The sequence below is a fragment of the Solemya velum gill symbiont genome (assembly GCF_002020255.1).
In the GTDB taxonomy this organism is placed as follows: Bacteria; Pseudomonadota; Gammaproteobacteria; order Chromatiales; family Chromatiaceae.
Window position 1 is genome coordinate 33,622 of sequence record NZ_MPQG01000013.1, and the last position, 17,622, is coordinate 51,243.

At 51.1% G+C, this 17,622-nt stretch carries 13 protein-coding genes; 5 read left to right on the forward strand and 8 right to left on the reverse strand.

Annotation, left to right across the window (positions count from 1 at the left end; genetic code table 11):
• Nucleotides 1-2: 2 nt before the first annotated feature.
• From BOW06_RS09520 to BOW06_RS09545, 6 genes are all read right to left on the reverse strand, one after another.
• The gene (locus BOW06_RS09520) at nucleotides 3-974 is read right to left on the reverse strand and encodes a GGDEF domain-containing response regulator (RefSeq protein ID WP_043117179.1); all 972 of its coding nucleotides are present in this window, start codon (nucleotides 972-974) and stop codon (nucleotides 3-5) included.
• A 107-nt stretch (nucleotides 975-1,081) separates the two neighbouring features.
• Nucleotides 1,082-1,279: a response regulator gene (locus BOW06_RS09525; protein ID WP_043117181.1), complete on the reverse strand. Its 198-nt coding sequence runs from the start codon at nucleotides 1,277-1,279 to the stop codon at nucleotides 1,082-1,084.
• Nucleotides 1,245-1,469 (reverse strand): response regulator, encoded by a 225-nt coding sequence (locus BOW06_RS09530; protein WP_043117182.1) that lies wholly within the window; start codon nucleotides 1,467-1,469, stop codon nucleotides 1,245-1,247. Before BOW06_RS09530 ends, BOW06_RS09525 begins: the two co-directional genes overlap by 35 nt.
• A 111-nt stretch (nucleotides 1,470-1,580) precedes the next feature.
• Complete coding sequence (locus tag BOW06_RS09535) at nucleotides 1,581-5,414, reverse strand: EAL domain-containing protein (RefSeq protein WP_078454705.1); 3,834 nt, start codon at nucleotides 5,412-5,414, stop codon at nucleotides 1,581-1,583.
• A 9-nt stretch (nucleotides 5,415-5,423) separates the two neighbouring features.
• Entirely contained in the window at nucleotides 5,424-5,768 is a 345-nt protein-coding gene (locus BOW06_RS09540; RefSeq protein ID WP_043117183.1) for an Hpt domain-containing protein, read from the reverse strand.
• A 273-nt stretch (nucleotides 5,769-6,041) separates the two neighbouring features.
• The gene (locus BOW06_RS09545) at nucleotides 6,042-6,515 is read right to left on the reverse strand and encodes a J domain-containing protein (protein ID WP_143555843.1); all 474 of its coding nucleotides are present in this window, start codon (nucleotides 6,513-6,515) and stop codon (nucleotides 6,042-6,044) included.
• A gap of 259 nt (nucleotides 6,516-6,774) precedes the next feature.
• Here BOW06_RS09545 and BOW06_RS09550 point away from each other — a divergent pair, with 259 nt between their 5' ends.
• Both BOW06_RS09550 and BOW06_RS09555 read left to right on the forward strand, forming a co-directional pair.
• A complete protein-coding gene (locus BOW06_RS09550) occupies nucleotides 6,775-8,448 on the forward strand; it encodes an FMN-binding glutamate synthase family protein (RefSeq protein ID WP_052132173.1) in 1,674 nt (557 codons plus the stop codon).
• Nucleotides 8,445-8,783 (forward strand): zinc ribbon domain-containing protein YjdM, encoded by a 339-nt coding sequence (locus BOW06_RS09555; RefSeq protein ID WP_043117188.1) that lies wholly within the window; start codon nucleotides 8,445-8,447, stop codon nucleotides 8,781-8,783. The genes BOW06_RS09550 and BOW06_RS09555 overlap by 4 nt, the downstream gene beginning before the upstream one ends.
• A 25-nt stretch (nucleotides 8,784-8,808) precedes the next feature.
• Here BOW06_RS09555 and BOW06_RS09560 read toward each other — a convergent pair whose 3' ends face one another.
• The gene (locus BOW06_RS09560) at nucleotides 8,809-10,827 is read right to left on the reverse strand and encodes a diguanylate cyclase (protein ID WP_078462852.1); all 2,019 of its coding nucleotides are present in this window, start codon (nucleotides 10,825-10,827) and stop codon (nucleotides 8,809-8,811) included.
• 195 nt (nucleotides 10,828-11,022) lie between these two features.
• Between BOW06_RS09560 and BOW06_RS09565 the strand changes: the two genes are divergently transcribed.
• Entirely contained in the window at nucleotides 11,023-12,471 is a 1,449-nt protein-coding gene (locus tag BOW06_RS09565) for a hypothetical protein (RefSeq protein WP_144077461.1), read from the forward strand.
• 18 nt (nucleotides 12,472-12,489) lie between these two features.
• On the opposite strand, the gene BOW06_RS09570 is transcribed toward BOW06_RS09565, so the two are convergent.
• Nucleotides 12,490-15,306, reverse strand: a complete 2,817-nt coding sequence (locus BOW06_RS09570) for a coiled-coil domain-containing protein (protein WP_078454707.1) — start codon at nucleotides 15,304-15,306, stop codon at nucleotides 12,490-12,492.
• A gap of 152 nt (nucleotides 15,307-15,458) precedes the next feature.
• On the opposite strand from BOW06_RS09570, the gene BOW06_RS09575 reads away from it, so the two are divergent.
• Together BOW06_RS09575 and BOW06_RS09580 are read left to right on the forward strand one after the other, a co-directional pair.
• The gene (locus BOW06_RS09575; RefSeq protein WP_052132175.1) at nucleotides 15,459-16,811 is read left to right on the forward strand and encodes a vWA domain-containing protein; all 1,353 of its coding nucleotides are present in this window, start codon (nucleotides 15,459-15,461) and stop codon (nucleotides 16,809-16,811) included.
• A 64-nt stretch (nucleotides 16,812-16,875) separates the two neighbouring features.
• Nucleotides 16,876-17,622 carry a hypothetical protein gene (locus BOW06_RS09580; protein WP_078461557.1) on the forward strand — a complete coding sequence of 249 codons (747 nt, stop codon included), beginning with the start codon at nucleotides 16,876-16,878 and terminating at the stop codon, nucleotides 17,620-17,622.

A 17,622-nucleotide genomic window follows, 5' to 3' on the forward strand; every position in this document is an offset into this window, starting at 1 on the left:
TGTCAGCACTTGATAACAGAATATTTGAGCTTGGTCCCTTCTGAACTCTGAGCCTCGTACATATTTCGCTGGGCAATACCGTTAATCTTGGTGATCAGGGCCTCATTGATAAAGGGCATCTGCTGACTTTTGCCAAAACTGGCGATTGCGATACCAGTTGATATGCTCAGAGGCAGGTAGCTGTCATCATGAGGAATTGTCAGCCCGTTGAAGATCTCATCCAGTTTGGTTGCGTATTCTATCAGGCGCTTGGGATCGACCGTTGAGGTAAATGCAGCGAAGGTCTCACGGTCAAAACGACACACCTCTTCCTCGACACGCTCAAAACTGAATTTAAGCGCTCGCGCAAAGGACATGAGCGCACGATTACCGGTCACATGTCCGAACCTGTTGTTGTAATCAGCGTGGTTATCGATATGGAACATCATCAGGCACACGGCATATTTCAGGCGGCCGGCACGTTTCAGCTCCAACATCATCATGTCATGAAAGGCACCACGACTCATCAGGCTGGTCAATTCATCAGACGCTTTACTCATCTCCGTTACGATAGTAGCAGTAGCACCGGGAGCAGCTGTCGAGGTGGAAGTCAGGTGTGCAGCGATACGCATGCGCATCCTTGTCGCACTCATCGGCTTTTCAAGAAAATCGGTAGCACCGGCCTTGAGCGCCAGCGCTTCAAGGTTCTGATCACCAAGTGCGTTGTGCAGCAGAATGGAAGTCTGGGTGTAATCCGGTATGGATCGAACCTTGTTACACAGCTCAAGACCATCCATATTACTGCCATGCATCAGGATATCGATGATAATCAGGTTAGCCTTGTAGCCCTTGGAAAAGTAGACGAATGCCTCTTCCGTTGTATTGAATATCACCAGCACTGCCATCTCATCGAGACGCTCAGTCAACATGCGCTGTGATTCAGGATCATCCTCAACGATAACGATCGTATAATCTCTACTGTAATCTTTTGCCATGCATCACCCTATTACTCATCATTACTGCAAACTATCGGCTCCTAGTCGCTAGTATGCCATCATTTTTATCATTTTAGTTTCATTCGGGGAAAATTTCTTCAATCCGTTTATTTTAACCAGGCTTCCAACTTCAACTGCAGGTCATCAAGATGGGCCGACTTGCTGATGTAATCATCCATGCCACTATCAAGGCATTTCTTTATATCATCAGCCATTGCATTAGCTGTAACGGCAATCACCGGCAGGTGAGCGCCCGTCTGTCGTTCCGATTCACGAATTCGATTGATCAGTTCGTAACCATCCATCAACGGCATCTGAGATATCACTGAGAAGCAGGGCATAAGAGCCTGTTTGCAGGGATTCCCAGGCTATCGCGCCATTATCAGCGAAATCGGCATCGACACCCAACATCTCCAGTTGTTTCTCGAGAAGCATCTGGTTTATCTCATTATCCTCGGCAACCAGAATCCTTGCTTGAGATGTATGCCATTCCATAATTGTTCCTCTCCATGTCCTTGCTCTCGTTAAAGAGCTAAAGTATCAGTATACTGTATACAGATGTAGAGCGTTAACTTGCGCAACCCGGGAATCTGCGCTTCACCGGACTCAGGACGGCAACTTCCTGTCCCATTTTTCCAGCCACTCCAACATCTGGTCAATTGGCATCGGCCTGGCAATGAAGTAGCCCTGCACCATGTCGCATGAGAGCTCGGCAACAAGATCCCAGTCCTCGCGATTCTCGACACCTTCTGCAATGGTCTCCAGGTCAAGTTTCCTGGCCAGGTCGATACTTGATTCAAGAATCGCACGTTGCGAATTGTCATGGCATGCCCCGTGTACAAACGCGCGGTCGATTTTCAGTTCGGAAAAAGGTGCGCGCTGCAACTGCTCCATGGATGAGTACCCTGTACCAAAATCATCGACAGAGATTGCAAACTTGTTAAGACTGAGACGCGTCAGAATCTCCATGGCCGAGGTGATATTGCTCATCAACTGGCTCTCGGTGATTTCCATGATGATGAAGGATGGATCAACACCGACCTCATTGGCCTGGGCGACTGCATAGTCAGGCCATTCAAGATCAGTGAGCGTTTCAACAGAGATATTGACCCCGACCTTGATCGTGTATCCTGCCGCAATGAGTTTCGCGAGATTTCTGAGAGACTGCCTGTAGACAACACGCGTCAGGGCATCGACAAGGCCATTCTCTTCGGCCATGGTAATAAAGTCGTCTGGTGAAATTCTGCCCTTTTCAGGGTGCTCCCAACGCACCAGTGCCTCAGCGCTGATCACCTCAAGAGTGTTGACACTTACCTTGGGCTGCAGGTAGACCACCAGCTCATCATTCTCGATAGCATGACGCAACTCATCTACACTGACATTGATACTGGTACCGGCAACCCGCTTCTCCTGCTGATCTACTTCCTGCCGCATCTCGTGCAGCTTGTCGAGATAACCGCTCACCTCATCCGGCATGATCGGTTTGGTCAACACACCCAGCACCCTGAGATTATGTTCAGATGCCAACTTGCCAACCATTTTCAGGATACGCTCATCCTCGCCACTGATAGGAATCACGGCGCCCTTGTAGTCTGTTTCAGAAAGATGACGCAAAAATGTGATGCCATCCATCTCCGGCATATTCAGGTCACACATGACAACATCGATCTCTCCTGCGCGCACTTCAAGCACCCGAAGTGCATCCACACCAGATACAGCCGTTTCGACGTCACTTACACCCAGGTCGTTAAGTGTCATGGTGCCAATCTCGATGATCAGTTCATCATCATCGACCAACAGAACAGTCGGTGCCTGAGGCACTGCTTCAGACTGCACATTGATTGCGCCAGTTTCGCCTGCCTCACAGTAAAGAGCGATCTTCCTGGCGACCTTTGCAAACTGTTCGTCCAGACTCCAGACCAGGCTGTCGATACGGTCCCACTGCGCCGCCTTCCCCGCAGATTCGAGCACCGCGCAGTTGTTTGCAAGCCCATGTGCTCCCATACTCCGTGCTGAAGATTTAAGCTTGTGTGCATGCTGCCTGACATCGTCAGCAAGGCGTGCCTGCTGTGCGCTACAGATATCCCTGATAATGGCCGGGGTAGATTCAAGAAATGAATCCAGTAGTTTGCAGTGCCTACCGTGGTTGTCACCAACCAGGTCATTGAGCATGCCGAAATCGATCAACTCCCGCGTGTCAGTCGAATCCTCAACCATTTCCTGTGACTGGGTCTCGCTCTCCGTGTCACCCCTGCCGAGATAGTCGTCGATAATGTTTTGCAACTCCGTCAGACTCACAGGCTTGCTGAGGAAGGTATCCATACCACATTCGATACAGCGTTTCCGGTTCTCCGCCGTATTATTCGCAGTAATCGCGGCAATCGATATGCGTTTACCTGTGGACTGTTCCTTTTCACGAATTTCCGAGGCCAGCTCATATCCATTCAGGCAAGGCATCTGCAGATCCGTCAGAAGAATGTCGTAATCCTTCTTATTCATCATCTCCAGTGCCTGCCGACCATCACCCGCGATATCAATTTGAATCCCCAGCAGTTCCATTTGCTGCCTTATCACGTCCTGGTTAGCCATGTTGTCTTCAGCTACGAGTATATTGATATTCGTTACATCTGATTCCTGAACAGGTAAATCGGCCTGTGGACCGCATCCTGCTTCATAACGCTTCGGGGCAAAGTCGGCGTCAGTTACTGCAAACTCGATCCAGAATGTCGAACCCTCATTCTCAACACTCTCAAAACCGATAGAGCCCCCCATCAATTCGACCAGCTGACGAGTGACCAGCAGTCCGACACCAATACCCTGGCCCCCTTCTTGATTCACGTTCAAATTAATCACAGGTTCGAACAGCCGGTGTTGCCGCTTTTGCGGTATACCAAGGCCTGTATCACTAATCTTTATTCGCACCAGGTTATTATCAACCGCCTTGCACGTGACAGCTATTTTTCCATGTTTCCGGTTGTATTTAACTGCATTTGAGAGCAGGTTCAAGATCACCTGTTTCAAGCGAGTGTAATCAGCCTTGATATAACAGGTATCGCACACTGCACCACAACCGGATGTGTCAAATTCCATCGAGATATCATGTGCGTCAGCAACTTGCTGAATTGACTCCATACACTCACTCACGACATGACTGACAGGGACAGGCTCCAAACTCAGTTCGATTTGATCTGATTCAATTTCGGAGAGATCGAGCACATCGTTGACCATTTCAAGCAGGCGCTCTCCCGCTGTGCGGATTTGATTCGCATTAGCTTTGCCTGTCTCATCAAGATGCCTGTTGAATTCAAGCAGCTGTGCAAATCCCGTTATGGCGTTGAGCGGCGTACGCAGTTCGTGGCTCATGCTGGAGAGAAATTGTGACTTTACCTGGCTTGCTTTCTCTGCACTCTCTTTTGCGTCAATCAACTCCTGCTGAAAACGCTTGCGTTCGGTGATATCTCGAACCAGGAAGCTGTAGCGCTCACCATCTTGCATGGTGACGCGGGTGCCAACAACTTCAAGGGGAAACAGTGAACCACCAGGTGACTTACCACTCACCTTGATCACCTTGTCGAGAGAAGCTTGGCCGATCTCACCATTGATCAGGTTTTGGCATTCGTCATCCTCATTCATGCACTGAAGCAACAAACCGATTGGTTCGCCTGTCATCTCCTCTGCAGTCCGCCCAAACATCTTCTCTGCCGACTGGTTAAAAAGATCGATGTTGCCTTTATCATCCATGGTGATTAGTGCATCAACCATTTGTGACAGAAGTGCAGTCTGGAACGCACCACTGTCCCTCAGTTGGCGGCCACGTTCAGTTGCCTCGATCCTGCTCTTGATATTATCGACTGTTGCCTTGTATATGTCGTTTGATGTCTTTATCAGGTAAACAGCTACTGTCGGCATTACGACAGCAAATATCAACGCCAGTTGGGTGCCCTCCATAGCAAGGCGTATGCCGAAAGGAATGAACAGCGAGCCGATAAATACCAGCGGTGGCAAGCGCATGTAAGAATGACTGCCGACAGCCGCGGCTCCCATGGTGATCATCGCGCAAGCGATCACGACCTGGTAAAGAGGATCGCCGGCCGGGAAAAACCAGACCGCAGCCCCGCCCCATATCAGGCCAGCTACAGTAGAATCCGTCAGAAAAAGATTTTCCCAATAGTTGGTCGTGTGTTGAAGTGCCGACCTTTTATAACTGGGAACCAGCAGTATCCTGATGCCGGCGTAAACATACAGGATACTCAACCAGACCAGCAGAGGAAGTGTTGACTCGCTTTGCTGCCACATGGCTGCAACAAAAAGAGGACCAGCCACAAGGTGACCGACGGTGCTGGCAGGCAGGATTTTAAACAGCAGGTCAAGCTGCGCCCATCTGACCTTGGCCGTTATCGGCTCTGCGAACTCCTTTTCGTGGTGCAATCGATTGCTCATCCAGGCATCTTAGGCTGAACAGTACGTCTCTATCCAGGAAGCGACGGCAGAATAGTTGTCATCGAGCTGTGAAACCAGGCTGTTAATCTGATCCCACTGCGACTCTTTTCCTGCCTTTTCCAGCCCCTCGCACAGATCGGCCAACTGGCTTGCTCCCATGCTGCGTGAAGATGACTTCATCTTGTGCGCATGTTGCCTCACGGCATCCACATCGTGTCTTTCATGAGCTTGCTTGATATCCTCGATGATTTGCGGTGTTGATTTGGTAAATGACTCAAACAGCTTGCAATGCATCATGCGATTGTCACCCACAAGTGACGTTAGCATGCTGATATCAACTCTCTCTTCTGACATATTGGCCACATCTCCTTATTGCTTATGATTACCTATATTCAAGACAACCAGTTTCCTTGTTCAGAAAGAGGGCATCCGTATAGTATTAGCTACTCCAAAATTGATGGTATCACGTTAATTCAGAAAAATCGGCCTGTAAAAACCTGAATGACTTATACCATGTGTGCATGGTCAGATATCGCCAGAGATCATCATCTTGCAGTGTTGATTGATGGCAAAACCGGAATTGAAACTGAACACAAAGATTGTGTCGCAACTTAGACCGATCTGGATTCAGTCATAAATTTTCTGCAACTCTGTGATTGGCAAATTCACCCGCTTGGCGATAGCTAGCGCAACTGATTTACTACAGCCTGAGTTGATGAGGTCCTTGCAAATTTTTGCCGGAGAGACCCCAGAGTTTTTCAGTCCAAGTGCATGCTCCAGCATCACCTCCCAGAAGAGGATATCAGCCTGTTTCCTATCATTTTCACGCCTGTCGAATGAATCCTTCTGGTACTCTCTTTTATTGGTGGGCGTTCCATACTTGCCACCTGTGTGCAGGTGTTGCGTGTCATATTGACGTCTCTTTTCAGGATCCGTGAGAACACGATAAGCTTCGGCGATCTGTACAAATCGCTCATGCGTATCATCCTCGTTACCATTGCGGTCAGGATGCCACTTCATCGCCTCTCTGCGATAAGCATTTTTCAGTGCTGCGACTGTTGCCGACTGATCAACACCAAGTAAATGATAGTAGCTTTCCAAATCAGCCTCCCACACTTGCAAATTGCAAGCATGTAACCATCCATAATATTGAATCTATTGTTTATCTAAACATAAGATTTATGTCTACAGGGTTTCACAACCACTCTTTCCAAACAACCCAGGTCAGTTAAGAAATAAAACCCGGTCTCATACTTTTACAGTAGACTAAATAATTAAACAGCACTTCTGTCGAGCCATGCTCGTGACACAAAACAGAAACAGTATTGCTACTGAAAACCTCACGGGGTGACATTCAGCTATGTATACAAAATTCATCCTTTTTTCTATTTCAACGCTATTGGCAATCGCTGTTCTGCAGCATTTTTGGCCGCAGGCTTTGTGGCTGTTGCTGATCATCCTCCCACTAATATCTCTCGGCCTCTATGACCTGTTGCAAACCAGGCATTCGCTCAAACGTAACTACCCCCTGTTTGGGCACGGACGCTGGATCATGGAGTGGCTGCGACCATTCATCCGTCAGTATTTCATCGAATCGGATACTGACGGAACGCCTGTGAACCGTATGTTCCGCAGTATCGTTTACCAGCGCGCAAAGGGGCAACGTGAAACGGTGCCATTTGGTACCCGCGTCGATACCTACCGCACCGGTTACGAGTGGATCGGCCACTCACTCTCTGCGATCGATTCAGATGAGATGAATATGGATATGCGCATCCGGGTCGGTGGACCGGATTGCACTCAACCGTACGATGCAAGTATTTTCAACATCTCCGCGATGAGTTTCGGCGCCCTCAGCAAAAATGCAATTCTTGCCCTTAACGGCGGAGCACGTAAGGGCAACTTTTATCACAACACTGGTGAGGGTGGCATCAGCCCTTACCACCTGGAAGCGGGTGGAGACCTGGTGTGGCAAATCGGAACCAACTATTTCGGATGTCGTGACGAAAATGGAGACTTCTCCAGTGAGGCGTTTCGCGAAAAGGCTACGCTGCCGAACGTAAAGATGATTGAAATCAAGATATCGCAAGGCGCCAAGCCGGGACATGGCGGTATTCTGCCTGCCGACAAGAACACACCTGAAATTGCTGCAATACGCGGCGTACAGCCCGGAACACTAATTAATTCACCACCCAGCCACTCGGCATTTGGCACTCCGATCGAACTGCTCGATTTCATCCGGCAGCTGCGCGAACTGTCAGGCGGAAAGCCGATCGGATTCAAACTCTCCATTGGTCGCAAAAGCGAATTTGTAGCCATATGCAAGGCGATGGTAGAAAAAGGTTTCACACCCGATTTCATTACCATTGATGGTGGCGAGGGTGGCACTGGTGCAACACCACTGGAGTTTGCCAACTCCATCGGCATGCCGCTGCGGGAATCAGTGGCGTTTGTCGACAGTTGCCTGACCGGATTTGGCATACGTGATCAGATTCGTCTTATCGCCTCGGGAAAAATCTTCTCGGGTTTCCACCTGGTAAAGAACATTGCACTGGGAGCGGATATTTGCAATAGCGGCAGGGGCATGATGATGGCGCTTGGATGCGTACAGTCACTGGTGTGTAATAACAACCACTGTCCGACAGGCGTTGCCACGCAGAATCCCCTTCTCTATCGCGGCCTCGTGGTCAGTGACAAGCGAGAACGCGTTGCACGCTATCACCGCAGAACTGTGCATGCCACGGCGGAGATCATCGCCGCCGCAGGTCTGTGCCACACATCAGAATTGACACGCACACACATATACCGTCGAGTCAGCCAAGAGACCATACGTCGCTATGACGAAATCTTCCAGTACATCAAGAACGGTTCATTACTGACAGAGAACCCACCGGAAAGCTGGAGACTCTGTCTTGAAGAGGCAACCTCCAGCTCTTTCCGCCCGAAACACTGCCTCACGGAAATGGAAATGCAACCAGACGAAATTAAGGATGGTTCGACCATCAACAAGCCTGACATCGAGGAGATATCATGAGCGATACCCTGCCTGACTGCCCGGCATGCAATTCTGAATATACTTACGAACAGGGCGGTATGTTCGTCTGCCCTGAATGTGGTCATGAATGGTCAGCGAATGAAGTCGAGGATATCGTCAGCAGCGGTGTTACGGATGCAAATGGCAATCAGCTCAACGATGGCGACAGTGTCACTGTCATCAAGGATCTGAAGGTCAAGGGATCATCCGCAGTAGTCAAGGTTGGAACCAGGGTGAAGAATATCCGTCTTGTTGATGGTGACCATGATATTGACTGCAAAATCCCGGGCATTGGCGAGATGCAGCTGAAGTCAAAATTTGTAAAAAAAGTGTAACGCCACCAGCCAGTGTGCGACAGCCTCAGTCAGTCGAAAGCTGTGACTCGACGCGGTTACGTCCCGCTTCCTTGGCCCTGTAAAGCGCCCTGTCTGCACGCTTGATCATCTGATCCAGATCCGTGTCTTCCGGTTGTAGTGATGAGACGCCAATCGAAATTGTGACACTGACTCTCTCGCCAGTTGAGGTGACAACAATACGTTCAGCCACCATGGCACGCAGACGTTCGGCTATCTCATTTGCGGTATCGGATGGGGTCTCCGGCATCAGTACAACAAACTCTTCACCACCAAAACGAGCCGGAATATCCGAGCTGCGTAAACTCTGCTCCAGGCCGGTAGCCAGTGCGATGAGAATATGATCACCAACCCCGTGCCCGTAAGTATCATTGACTTGTTTGAAGTGGTCCGCATCGAGAATCAACAGCGAGAGTGGTCGCCCATAGCGATGTGAACGGTCCACTTCCGGTTCGCCCAACCTGTAGAACTGGCGTCGGTTATTGATTCCGGTGAGGGGATCAGTACGCGCCTGTTCCTGGAGTTGTTTCTGGCGTTGATTCAATTCAGACATCAGGAGATTAAAGGCATTTGCCAGCGTTGCCAGCTCATCATTACCAGTGACAGACAGCTTCCTGTCATATCTCTGCTTTTCATGCATACGTCCAATATCATCAGCCATGTTTCCAAGTACCCCGGCCACTCTGCGCTGCAGGGTAACACCAAGATAGATGGCCAGAATAACAATCACGAGCAAGGTAACAATATAAATTGTCAGCCTCTGCAGGGAGACGGCCAGCCTCTCCTGGATCTGCTGGTCGATGGCTTCATTGATTGCCTTGCTGACATCATGCATGGCATCGATGCGACGTGTGGCAACACTCCACCACTGCCATGGATCGATATCACTGTATCCGCTGCGAAGATAGTCAAATGCTAGCAGGGCGGGTGCGTCATCAATCCTGACTTTCCGGTCTATTTCACCGATATCTGCCTCGTTATTCCACATTGCTTGAATGACATCCATCTGATCCCGGTATGACTTGATCACGTTCTGAATTGTCGTGACGTGGTATAAATCATAAGCTGTGAGGCCAGGCAACCCCCTGTACTCCTGCAGAATCCTCTCTGCATTCCGGACACGCTCCATTAGACTGTCGCGGTAGACATCATCTCCACGGATAACATAGTTTTTAAAATCATGGATCATGCCGCCGTAACCGATATGACTCTGCAGCTGATTGAGCAGGGCATTGCGCTCCGCTCTCTGGTTTGCTGCCGCTCTTAACCTCTCGAATTGATTCTCACCTGACAGCTCAAGCTTTTCATGCAGCATATGGTGAAAACGTGGATATGACGCCAGTTCAAAATACTGGTGCAACACTTCTTGCTGGGCTACGTAACCATTGGCCCTGCGGAACTCCTGCAGACTCATCTCTGATGAAGAGAAACTGTTCATCAGCAAGCCTCTCTCCTGCCCGGCTTTCTCCTCAAGCTGCAGCAACAGGGCAAGCGCATTTGCATGCCGCGATGTAACGTAATCCTGGCTAACCAGTTCGAGATGATTGAAAACCTGCAAAATGGCATCATTCAGGTCTGTGTAGGGCTTCAGAAACTCCATCGATTTTCCAGCATCGACGAGATCACGGCATTTCGGCAACTCATCAAGTTGCAGCATCACGTTATCAAGCAGTTCGACTACATCTGGGTTGGCTATTGAATTCCGGGCAATCTCTATTCTTTCGAGTAGATTTGCGATTGTCATGTCTGTTGCCTGGCGCAGAACGACCATTTCTCGCTCGAACTCTTCTCTGCCGGTCGAAACAAACCCGGAGCTGATACCACGCTCCTGTTGCAAGTCATGCAGCAAGGTGTCGAGAATAGAAGTGACTGCAGCGAAACACTCTGTGTAGACACTGTTTTGATATTGCTGCCATTTCTGATGAATGCCACTGCTGATCAGGAGCAGAATCAACACCATGGGAGCAAGCATGAACAGCCACAGCTTTGCACGGACATTGAGATTATCCAGCCAGGCTACTGTCACTTAGACTCCCTTTGTTTAGAATTATATTTTTTCAGATTCTACACTATAGAGTATGTCTATACTAAATGGGTAATCAGCCTACTCAATACATCAAAGAAGGTCTCTATTTGCACAATGCATTCAACCATTAACTGCTATGCTGTTAATAAGCAATATGAGTGATCGTTTTTTCAATCGCCAGATGAAGCAATGGGCATGCAGAAGAGACTCAGGACGTGGGTAACAATTGTTTTACTTGGAGCAGCACCTCAACTACAGGCTGCTGCCGTTCCGTCTCACTTGAGCTCATTAGCCTCCGGGCTATACCGGTCACTGGATTCTGAATTCAAACAAGCTGCATCAGACAAGGAACGAGGATGGGCTATTCTGCAGGCCCAGCAGGTACTACGACAATATGGTGTACACCGTTGGGCGCAGTCAGAGATTACCCTTCCCGAGCTTGCTGATTCAATAGCAGCCTTGCTGAAGATCGATTTAAGCAAACCAAATGAAGCGGAGGCGTTAAATCACTTTCTCTTGCAGATCAGCGAGGGAGATACCGAAGAAGCACTGGACAAACTCTATATCTCACTTGAAAGAGCTCCTTTGTCAGATGATGAACAGCGCCAATTAAGCGAGCAGTTCAATAAACTCCATAGTGACTCTTTTAGCACCATGGAAAAGAGCCATAGGCTGGGAGATTCCGAAACAGAGCCGACTGTTGACTTGATGTGGGAGCCATTTGACGGAGATTTCCAGGTCCTGGTTAAAGAGCCCGGCAGTGAATATGTCGAACCCTACCAAGCACGTTTTCGGGCGGATACCATGCCCCACTATGATACTGACAAGAACCTCTTTTCTGTCGATGCCCAACCGGCAGCACAGCCTGTTATACCCACTCTTGCAGAAGATCTCGAATACATTGACCGTGAAATCTATGGTGACTGGCAAACAGGCGAGGGACACCGCTGGAAAATCGTCTCCCCCGATGCAGCCGGGGAAAAGGATTTACCTGAACTGGATGACACCCTCTCATCACGCGCAGCCAGGATCACCGCTCTCGATGAAGAGATCGCCACCCTGCAAGCAAGCAAGGTTTACCAGTGGCGCAACCTGGAAACGGATGAAATAGTGAAGCAGGAGAAGTTCCGGCGCCTGAAAGAGCCGTGGTTTTACGAGGGACAGGTTTACCGGGAAGAGAACACCGAAACCGAGATAGCCCGCCTGGAAGAGGAACGGCGCCTGCTGGCAGAGCAGGAAGTACCACTGGTGCAACAACACGACCCGGTCGGTTTCGATAACGTACAACAAGAAGGTGCGACAAACATCGACATCCACGTCATTGAAGCCGGCGGCTGCAGCTACAGTTACGACCAGGCAGTCATTACCGGGAGCAGCATCCGCGCCCGCAGAACGCTGGTGCAGCAATGCGACATCATCAACCTGCCACAGACAGTGATCGACCAGCTACTGGCAAGCTGGAGCCCGCCGGAATGGATAGAACTGGAAGCCGAGATCGATCTTGCCGGCGGTGAACTGCGCGTAGAAGGCAAGAAGTGGAGAATGCATGTCACCTACGGCAGCATGGACTACAAGGTCGGCAATATCCATACGCCCTACTCCCACACGCTCAGCCTGTTCCGTCCACCACGCAAGGCTCCCTGAGAGAACCAGTTACAGTTACTAGTTCCCACCCGGCGGTATAAGACCGATATCAAGCTCGAGGTAGGGACCACTGGCATCCTGGAGAGCACCGGCCGGAATCCTGCAGGCTGTCGTTGATCCCTGTTGGCGGCAGGGGTGTCCGCCGACTCTTGTCTCCAACACCATCTCGACCGGCGGCTCGTAGACCATGCTCACCCGCAGGCTCTCGTAATCGCGAAAAGCATTATTTCTTGCCAGGTGGAAACCGCTTTCCGGGTCGTATGCCGCCCACAGGCGATAGAGCTGGCGGCTCAGATCATTGTAGATGTCTGTCACTGCCCAGTATGCACAGGAAGCCTGCATCCAGGCACGGTAACGTAATGCCTGCTGCATTTGCAGAAGAAAGATGTCAGACCAGATTTCCCGCTCTGCCTCCTGCAACTCGTTCTGGTACCAGCTGCGAGCCAGGCCCGTTGCCAGGCTGAAGGCGATCGAGGCCGCTGATCCGCCAACCGCCTTTCTCAGGTTGCGCGCATCACTCAGCTTGACGCGCAAACCCCTCAACCTCACTTCCTCGGCAGCGACTCTTCTGACCAGTTCATCATAGTGGGAAACAGCACTCGACCAGTTGATCTCGGCCACGCTGTCGACCGCCGCAACCGAGTTGGGCAAGATGGCCCGCAGGCGTGACAGGGACTCCTCCCTGGCAGTTCGTGCCGCGGCCACTGCCGTCTCATCTGTTGAGCTGCGCATTGTTGCCTCGGCAGCCTCGACAGCATCAAGCAGCCCGGCTGCCTCTTGCTGAACGCTGGTGACAACACGACTGGCACCGGGGCCTGAATCGTTTGCCAGCCTGCCCAGCATCTCCTGCCGCCCCCTGAGTGCAGCCCGTCTCTCCCCGATAGAGGTGCTTTCATGCATCAGCAAGCGATCCGCGCTGGAGATGCGCCTCGCCAGGTTCTCCCTTGCAGCAGTGTCGAGCTCCCGGTAAGTTAAGTGCGCAGCCTCGATACGGGCACCCACCAGGTCATAAAGGCGTTGCCGGCCAGCCTCGACGCTGCCCCTGTAATGCATCCTGGTCCCGGCATGTTCCGCTGCCGCCCTGGTTGTATTCAGCAAGGTTGATACGGCATGGTTAGGAATGTCACTGAGTCTTTGATTGACGTTCCCGTACTCAGCAGGGACCGAAGCCGGATCGAACAGGGTGGTGACGGCCTCGCTCAAGCGAGTGTTGGTCAGGTCGCATACAGATTGCGGATCCGGCAAGCCGTTCTCCTGGTCTTCGTGCGCCTGGTGGAACGCCTGCCGCAGGTTTGTTTCATCGTAATTACTGAAGACTACGCCATCTTCGTGTAACAGGAACTGGAGAATTGGTGTCGTGATAATCTCCACGGCCAGGCCCGCTGGCCCTCCTGTCGCAAACGAGAGCGCCAGCTCGCCTATCTTGCTACCCGCTTCTGCTGCGGCCATCTTGAGGGCGTTGCGCCACTGCAGCCAGCGAAGATATTCATTCTTGCCTGTCAGTTCATTGAAGACTTCCATGTAATCGGACTTGAAATCTCTGCGCAGTTCAGTGGTTCTGCCCAAAAGATCCCTGACGGTGTCGAGCTGTTCTTTCAGGCCCAGTATGTCTGCGCGAAGAGCCGAAGGAATCGCTTCGTAAACGAGGCGCCTGTCAGCTGCCGCCTCGATGCGGGCCAGCTTTCTCTCCCTGTCCAGCAGCTTCTGGCGCATGGAGAGCTGGATCTTGCCGGTTTCAAGCCGTGCGATTTCCCCAACCTGGTGTTCAACCCTGCCGCTGATCAATTCATGGTCTCGGGAGATTCGCGCCAGTGCTTTTTGCGCGTCGAGCAACCTGTCGCTCGCCTCGTCGGCATCAGCCTCCAGGCGTTGCAGTGAGGCTCGCCTCTGTTGCGGGGTTTCGCTTTCCATGCGTGTCGTTATGCCCAGCTCTTCGCTCACGAGGCGAATCGCTTCGCGGATGATTTCATTCTGGCTTTTGAGGTCATCGATATTGCTGAATATCGAAGCGATAGCATCGTTATTCAGCCTATTGACGCCGTTCTGATGATCGAGAACCATGCCCTCGAGTCGCTCAATATCCGCCAGGTTGCGGCGCAGGGTCTCATAGGAGCCGCGCAAGCGGGGATGAAAATCATCGGGAATCTCATCTTGCGGTTGTGCCTGAGGAGGGTATCGCCTGTTGGCGTAACGCTGCCATGCCGCATCATAGGCTGTCGCCAGCCTGTCCACCTCAAGCTGCTGGGCATCGAAAGCATGTTTCAGCACCGAGGCTTCGTCGATATTGGCCGCCTGCTCTTCCCGGTAGCGGGCAAGACTCCTCTCTGTGTCCGCAATCTCACTGCTGGCGTCATTTTTCGCCAGCTGGTAAGCGCGGTCATTGATTTTCGGCAGGGAGAGGTAGAGCTGGCTTCCCGGCCATGGCGTGTAGTTCCACTGGTCATTGAAAGTGGAGCCGTCGGGTTTGATGTGTTCAGTGCCGTCCGACAGGGTCAGCCTGGTAATCGCCCCCTCGTCACTGCGCTGAAGGGCAAAATGGTGACGCTTCCACTCAGGCGAATCGAAACCGGGAAAGGCGACCTGGACATCAGCCTGCAATATATCGCCCTGGATTAGTCCGCGCAGGTGCACTTGGTTCTGTGGCACGTAGGGACTGGCATTCAACTTGGTTGCAGTGACATTGCCTGCATCACTGGTCTCAAAACGGGTGAAAAAGCGAAAAGGCCCATATGCCTGGGTTGAGCCCTCCACAAGCCAGACACCGGTAACAGTGTCCGGGCCGGAAAGAGCTGCCTCGGAAGAGAGCATGAGCATGCAAAACAGGATGATACGCATAACAGGTCCACCGGTATCCCTTACTATCAGTCTAGCAGCCAATCCCGAATGTAGAAATCCATGCTCGTGGCACATTTCCCCATGGTTTCAGGTTTCACTAACCATGACTATACTTGAATTATAGATACCCGAGCTCATCCATAGGAAAGCCGATGAATCATTTTCTCAAGAAGCTGGCGTTTCTTTCGCTGCTGGTTGCTTCCATTGCACCAGTATCCTCTATGGCTCAAACCAACATGCTATTCATCCTAGACGGATCGAACTCCATGTGGGGACAGATCGACGGTACTGCCAAGATTGACACCGCCAAGGATGTCCTTGCATCTCTACTGACCGGTCTGCCTGAAGGCACGCGTGCCGGCCTCATGGTGTATGGCCATCGCGACAAGAATTCCTGCGACGATATCGAGCTGGTTTCTGCAATTGGCACCGATTCGGCAGCCTCTCTGTCAAACAAGATCAGGGGACTGACTCCGACAGGTAAGACGCCCATCGCAGCTGCCCTGAATGCCAGTGCGAGTGCATTTGCCAACCTGCAGGATGCCAATAACCATGTGATCCTGATCTCGGACGGACTAGAAACCTGTAACGGCGATCCCTGTGCTGCGGCCGCGGCGCTTGCAAAGGCAAACATCCAGCCGCGCGTTCATGTCATTGGCTTTGATGTCGGCAAGGAAGAACAGGCACAGCTTGAATGCATACCAAAAGCCGGTAACGGACGTTATTTCAATGCAAGCAATGCAAATGAACTCAAAGCGGCAGTTGCCGAAGTCAAACAAGTCGCCGAACAAAGCCTGCCTGAACCCGAACCTGAAAAACGCATTGTTGAACTCTTCCGGGATGACTTTGACGGAACAGAGCTGAAAGAACACTGGGAGGTCATCAACCCGGACCCAGAGGCCTTCATTGTTGAAAATGGCGAACTGCTGATGGTTGGCGGCAGCCAGACACCGACACTGAATACAGGTCAGTCAGCTAACGTATTCAAGCTTACCAATGAAGTGCCAAAAGGCAACTGGACCCTGTCTGCTTCATTCAACATCGACTTCCAGACTGAGAAAGAAGCCATCTTCTTGGGGCTCTACAATACGGAGAAGGACTACCTGGTTGTCCAGCCGATGGCCGTGCACTGCGGCAACTGGGGCAACCGTCTCTGTTTCGGCATCGAGGCGATCAAGATGTCGAATGGCGAAATCACGAGATTCGATAAATGGCTGATACGGGAACAGGGTTTCGAAAGCTTTGTATTCGATGAAGCAGTCATGACTGTCATGCAGCCAATCGAGATGCGTATCATCAAGGAAGGGCGTAAATACCGTCCTGGAATTTTATGGCAATCGCTCAATCCCGAGACCAATGCCACTGAAGAGAAATGGGTGGAACTGGAGAACTTCACCATTTTGCGGCAAAAAGGCAAGCCGGCGATGGGCATTTACCAGAAGAGTGTTACCAACGGTGAATCTGCTGCATCGATCGACTGGATCAAAATCGAGGGGGAAGAGTAATCTTTCCGAACTGGGTGGACACATGAACACGAATTTGAACAAAATAGATAAGAGAGTGATTCCCATGCACATTATTAAATTCATTTCAGTAATCTTACTTGCTGCAGCATGTTCTCAAATCATGGCAGCCGAGGTATTTTTCGATGACTTCGAGGGCGACGATCTGAAAGAGCACTGGGAAGTGATCAATCCCGATCCCGATGCCTTTATAGTCGAGGAAGGCAGCCTGCTGATCCTTTCCAATGGCAATACAGATCCGATTGCAACTGGAAACACTCCGAACATCCTCAAGCTGACAAATGAACTGCCAAGCGGCAACTGGGTTCTCTCAACCTCGTTCACGGCTGACTTCCAGACCGAACAGGAAGCTGTCTTCCTTGGGCTGTATACAGATAATAAAACCTATGTCATCGTCCAGCCTAGGGCCTTCCATTGCGGTAACTGGGGCAATCGTTTGTGTGTCACCGTAGAAACCATCAAGATGTCAAAAGGCAAGCCGACTACATTCAGCAAGCGACTGGTATGGGAACAGGGTTTCGAGAACTTCGTTTTCGATGAGGCGGCGGCAACCATTTCGCAACCGATAGAGATGCGCATCGCCAAGGAAGGCCGCAAGTACCGCGCAGGCATCCAGTGGAAAGTCACCAATGCCAAGACCAAGGTGACCACAGAAAAATGGATCGACCTGCCCAAGTTCACGATTCTGCGCCAGAAAGGAAAACCGGCGGTCGGCATCTACCAAGTGAATCGCAACCAGGGTGAAACCGTTGTCAATTTCGACTGGGTCAAACTCGAGGCCGCAGCAGAGTAA

What these genes read in the sequence shown, in the direction of transcription:
- BOW06_RS09520 (WP_043117179.1), bottom strand. Translation starts at nt 974, where the DNA reads ATGGCAAAAGATTACAGTAGAGATTATACGATCGTTATCGTTGAGGAT.
- BOW06_RS09525 (WP_043117181.1), bottom strand. Translation starts at nt 1,279, where the DNA reads ATGGATGGTTACGAACTGATCAATCGAATTCGTGAATCGGAACGACAG.
- BOW06_RS09530 (WP_043117182.1), bottom strand. Translation starts at nt 1,469, where the DNA reads ATGGAATGGCATACATCTCAAGCAAGGATTCTGGTTGCCGAGGATAAT.
- BOW06_RS09535 (WP_078454705.1), bottom strand. Translation starts at nt 5,414, where the DNA reads ATGAGCAATCGATTGCACCACGAAAAGGAGTTCGCAGAGCCGATAACG.
- BOW06_RS09540 (WP_043117183.1), bottom strand. Translation starts at nt 5,768, where the DNA reads ATGTCAGAAGAGAGAGTTGATATCAGCATGCTAACGTCACTTGTGGGT.
- BOW06_RS09550 (WP_052132173.1), top strand. Translation starts at nt 6,775, where the DNA reads ATGTATACAAAATTCATCCTTTTTTCTATTTCAACGCTATTGGCAATC.
- BOW06_RS09555 (WP_043117188.1), top strand. Translation starts at nt 8,445, where the DNA reads ATGAGCGATACCCTGCCTGACTGCCCGGCATGCAATTCTGAATATACT.
- BOW06_RS09565 (WP_144077461.1), top strand. Translation starts at nt 11,023, where the DNA reads ATGCAGAAGAGACTCAGGACGTGGGTAACAATTGTTTTACTTGGAGCA.
- BOW06_RS09570 (WP_078454707.1), bottom strand. Translation starts at nt 15,306, where the DNA reads ATGCGTATCATCCTGTTTTGCATGCTCATGCTCTCTTCCGAGGCAGCT.
- BOW06_RS09575 (WP_052132175.1), top strand. Translation starts at nt 15,459, where the DNA reads ATGAATCATTTTCTCAAGAAGCTGGCGTTTCTTTCGCTGCTGGTTGCT.
- BOW06_RS09580 (WP_078461557.1), top strand. Translation starts at nt 16,876, where the DNA reads ATGCACATTATTAAATTCATTTCAGTAATCTTACTTGCTGCAGCATGT.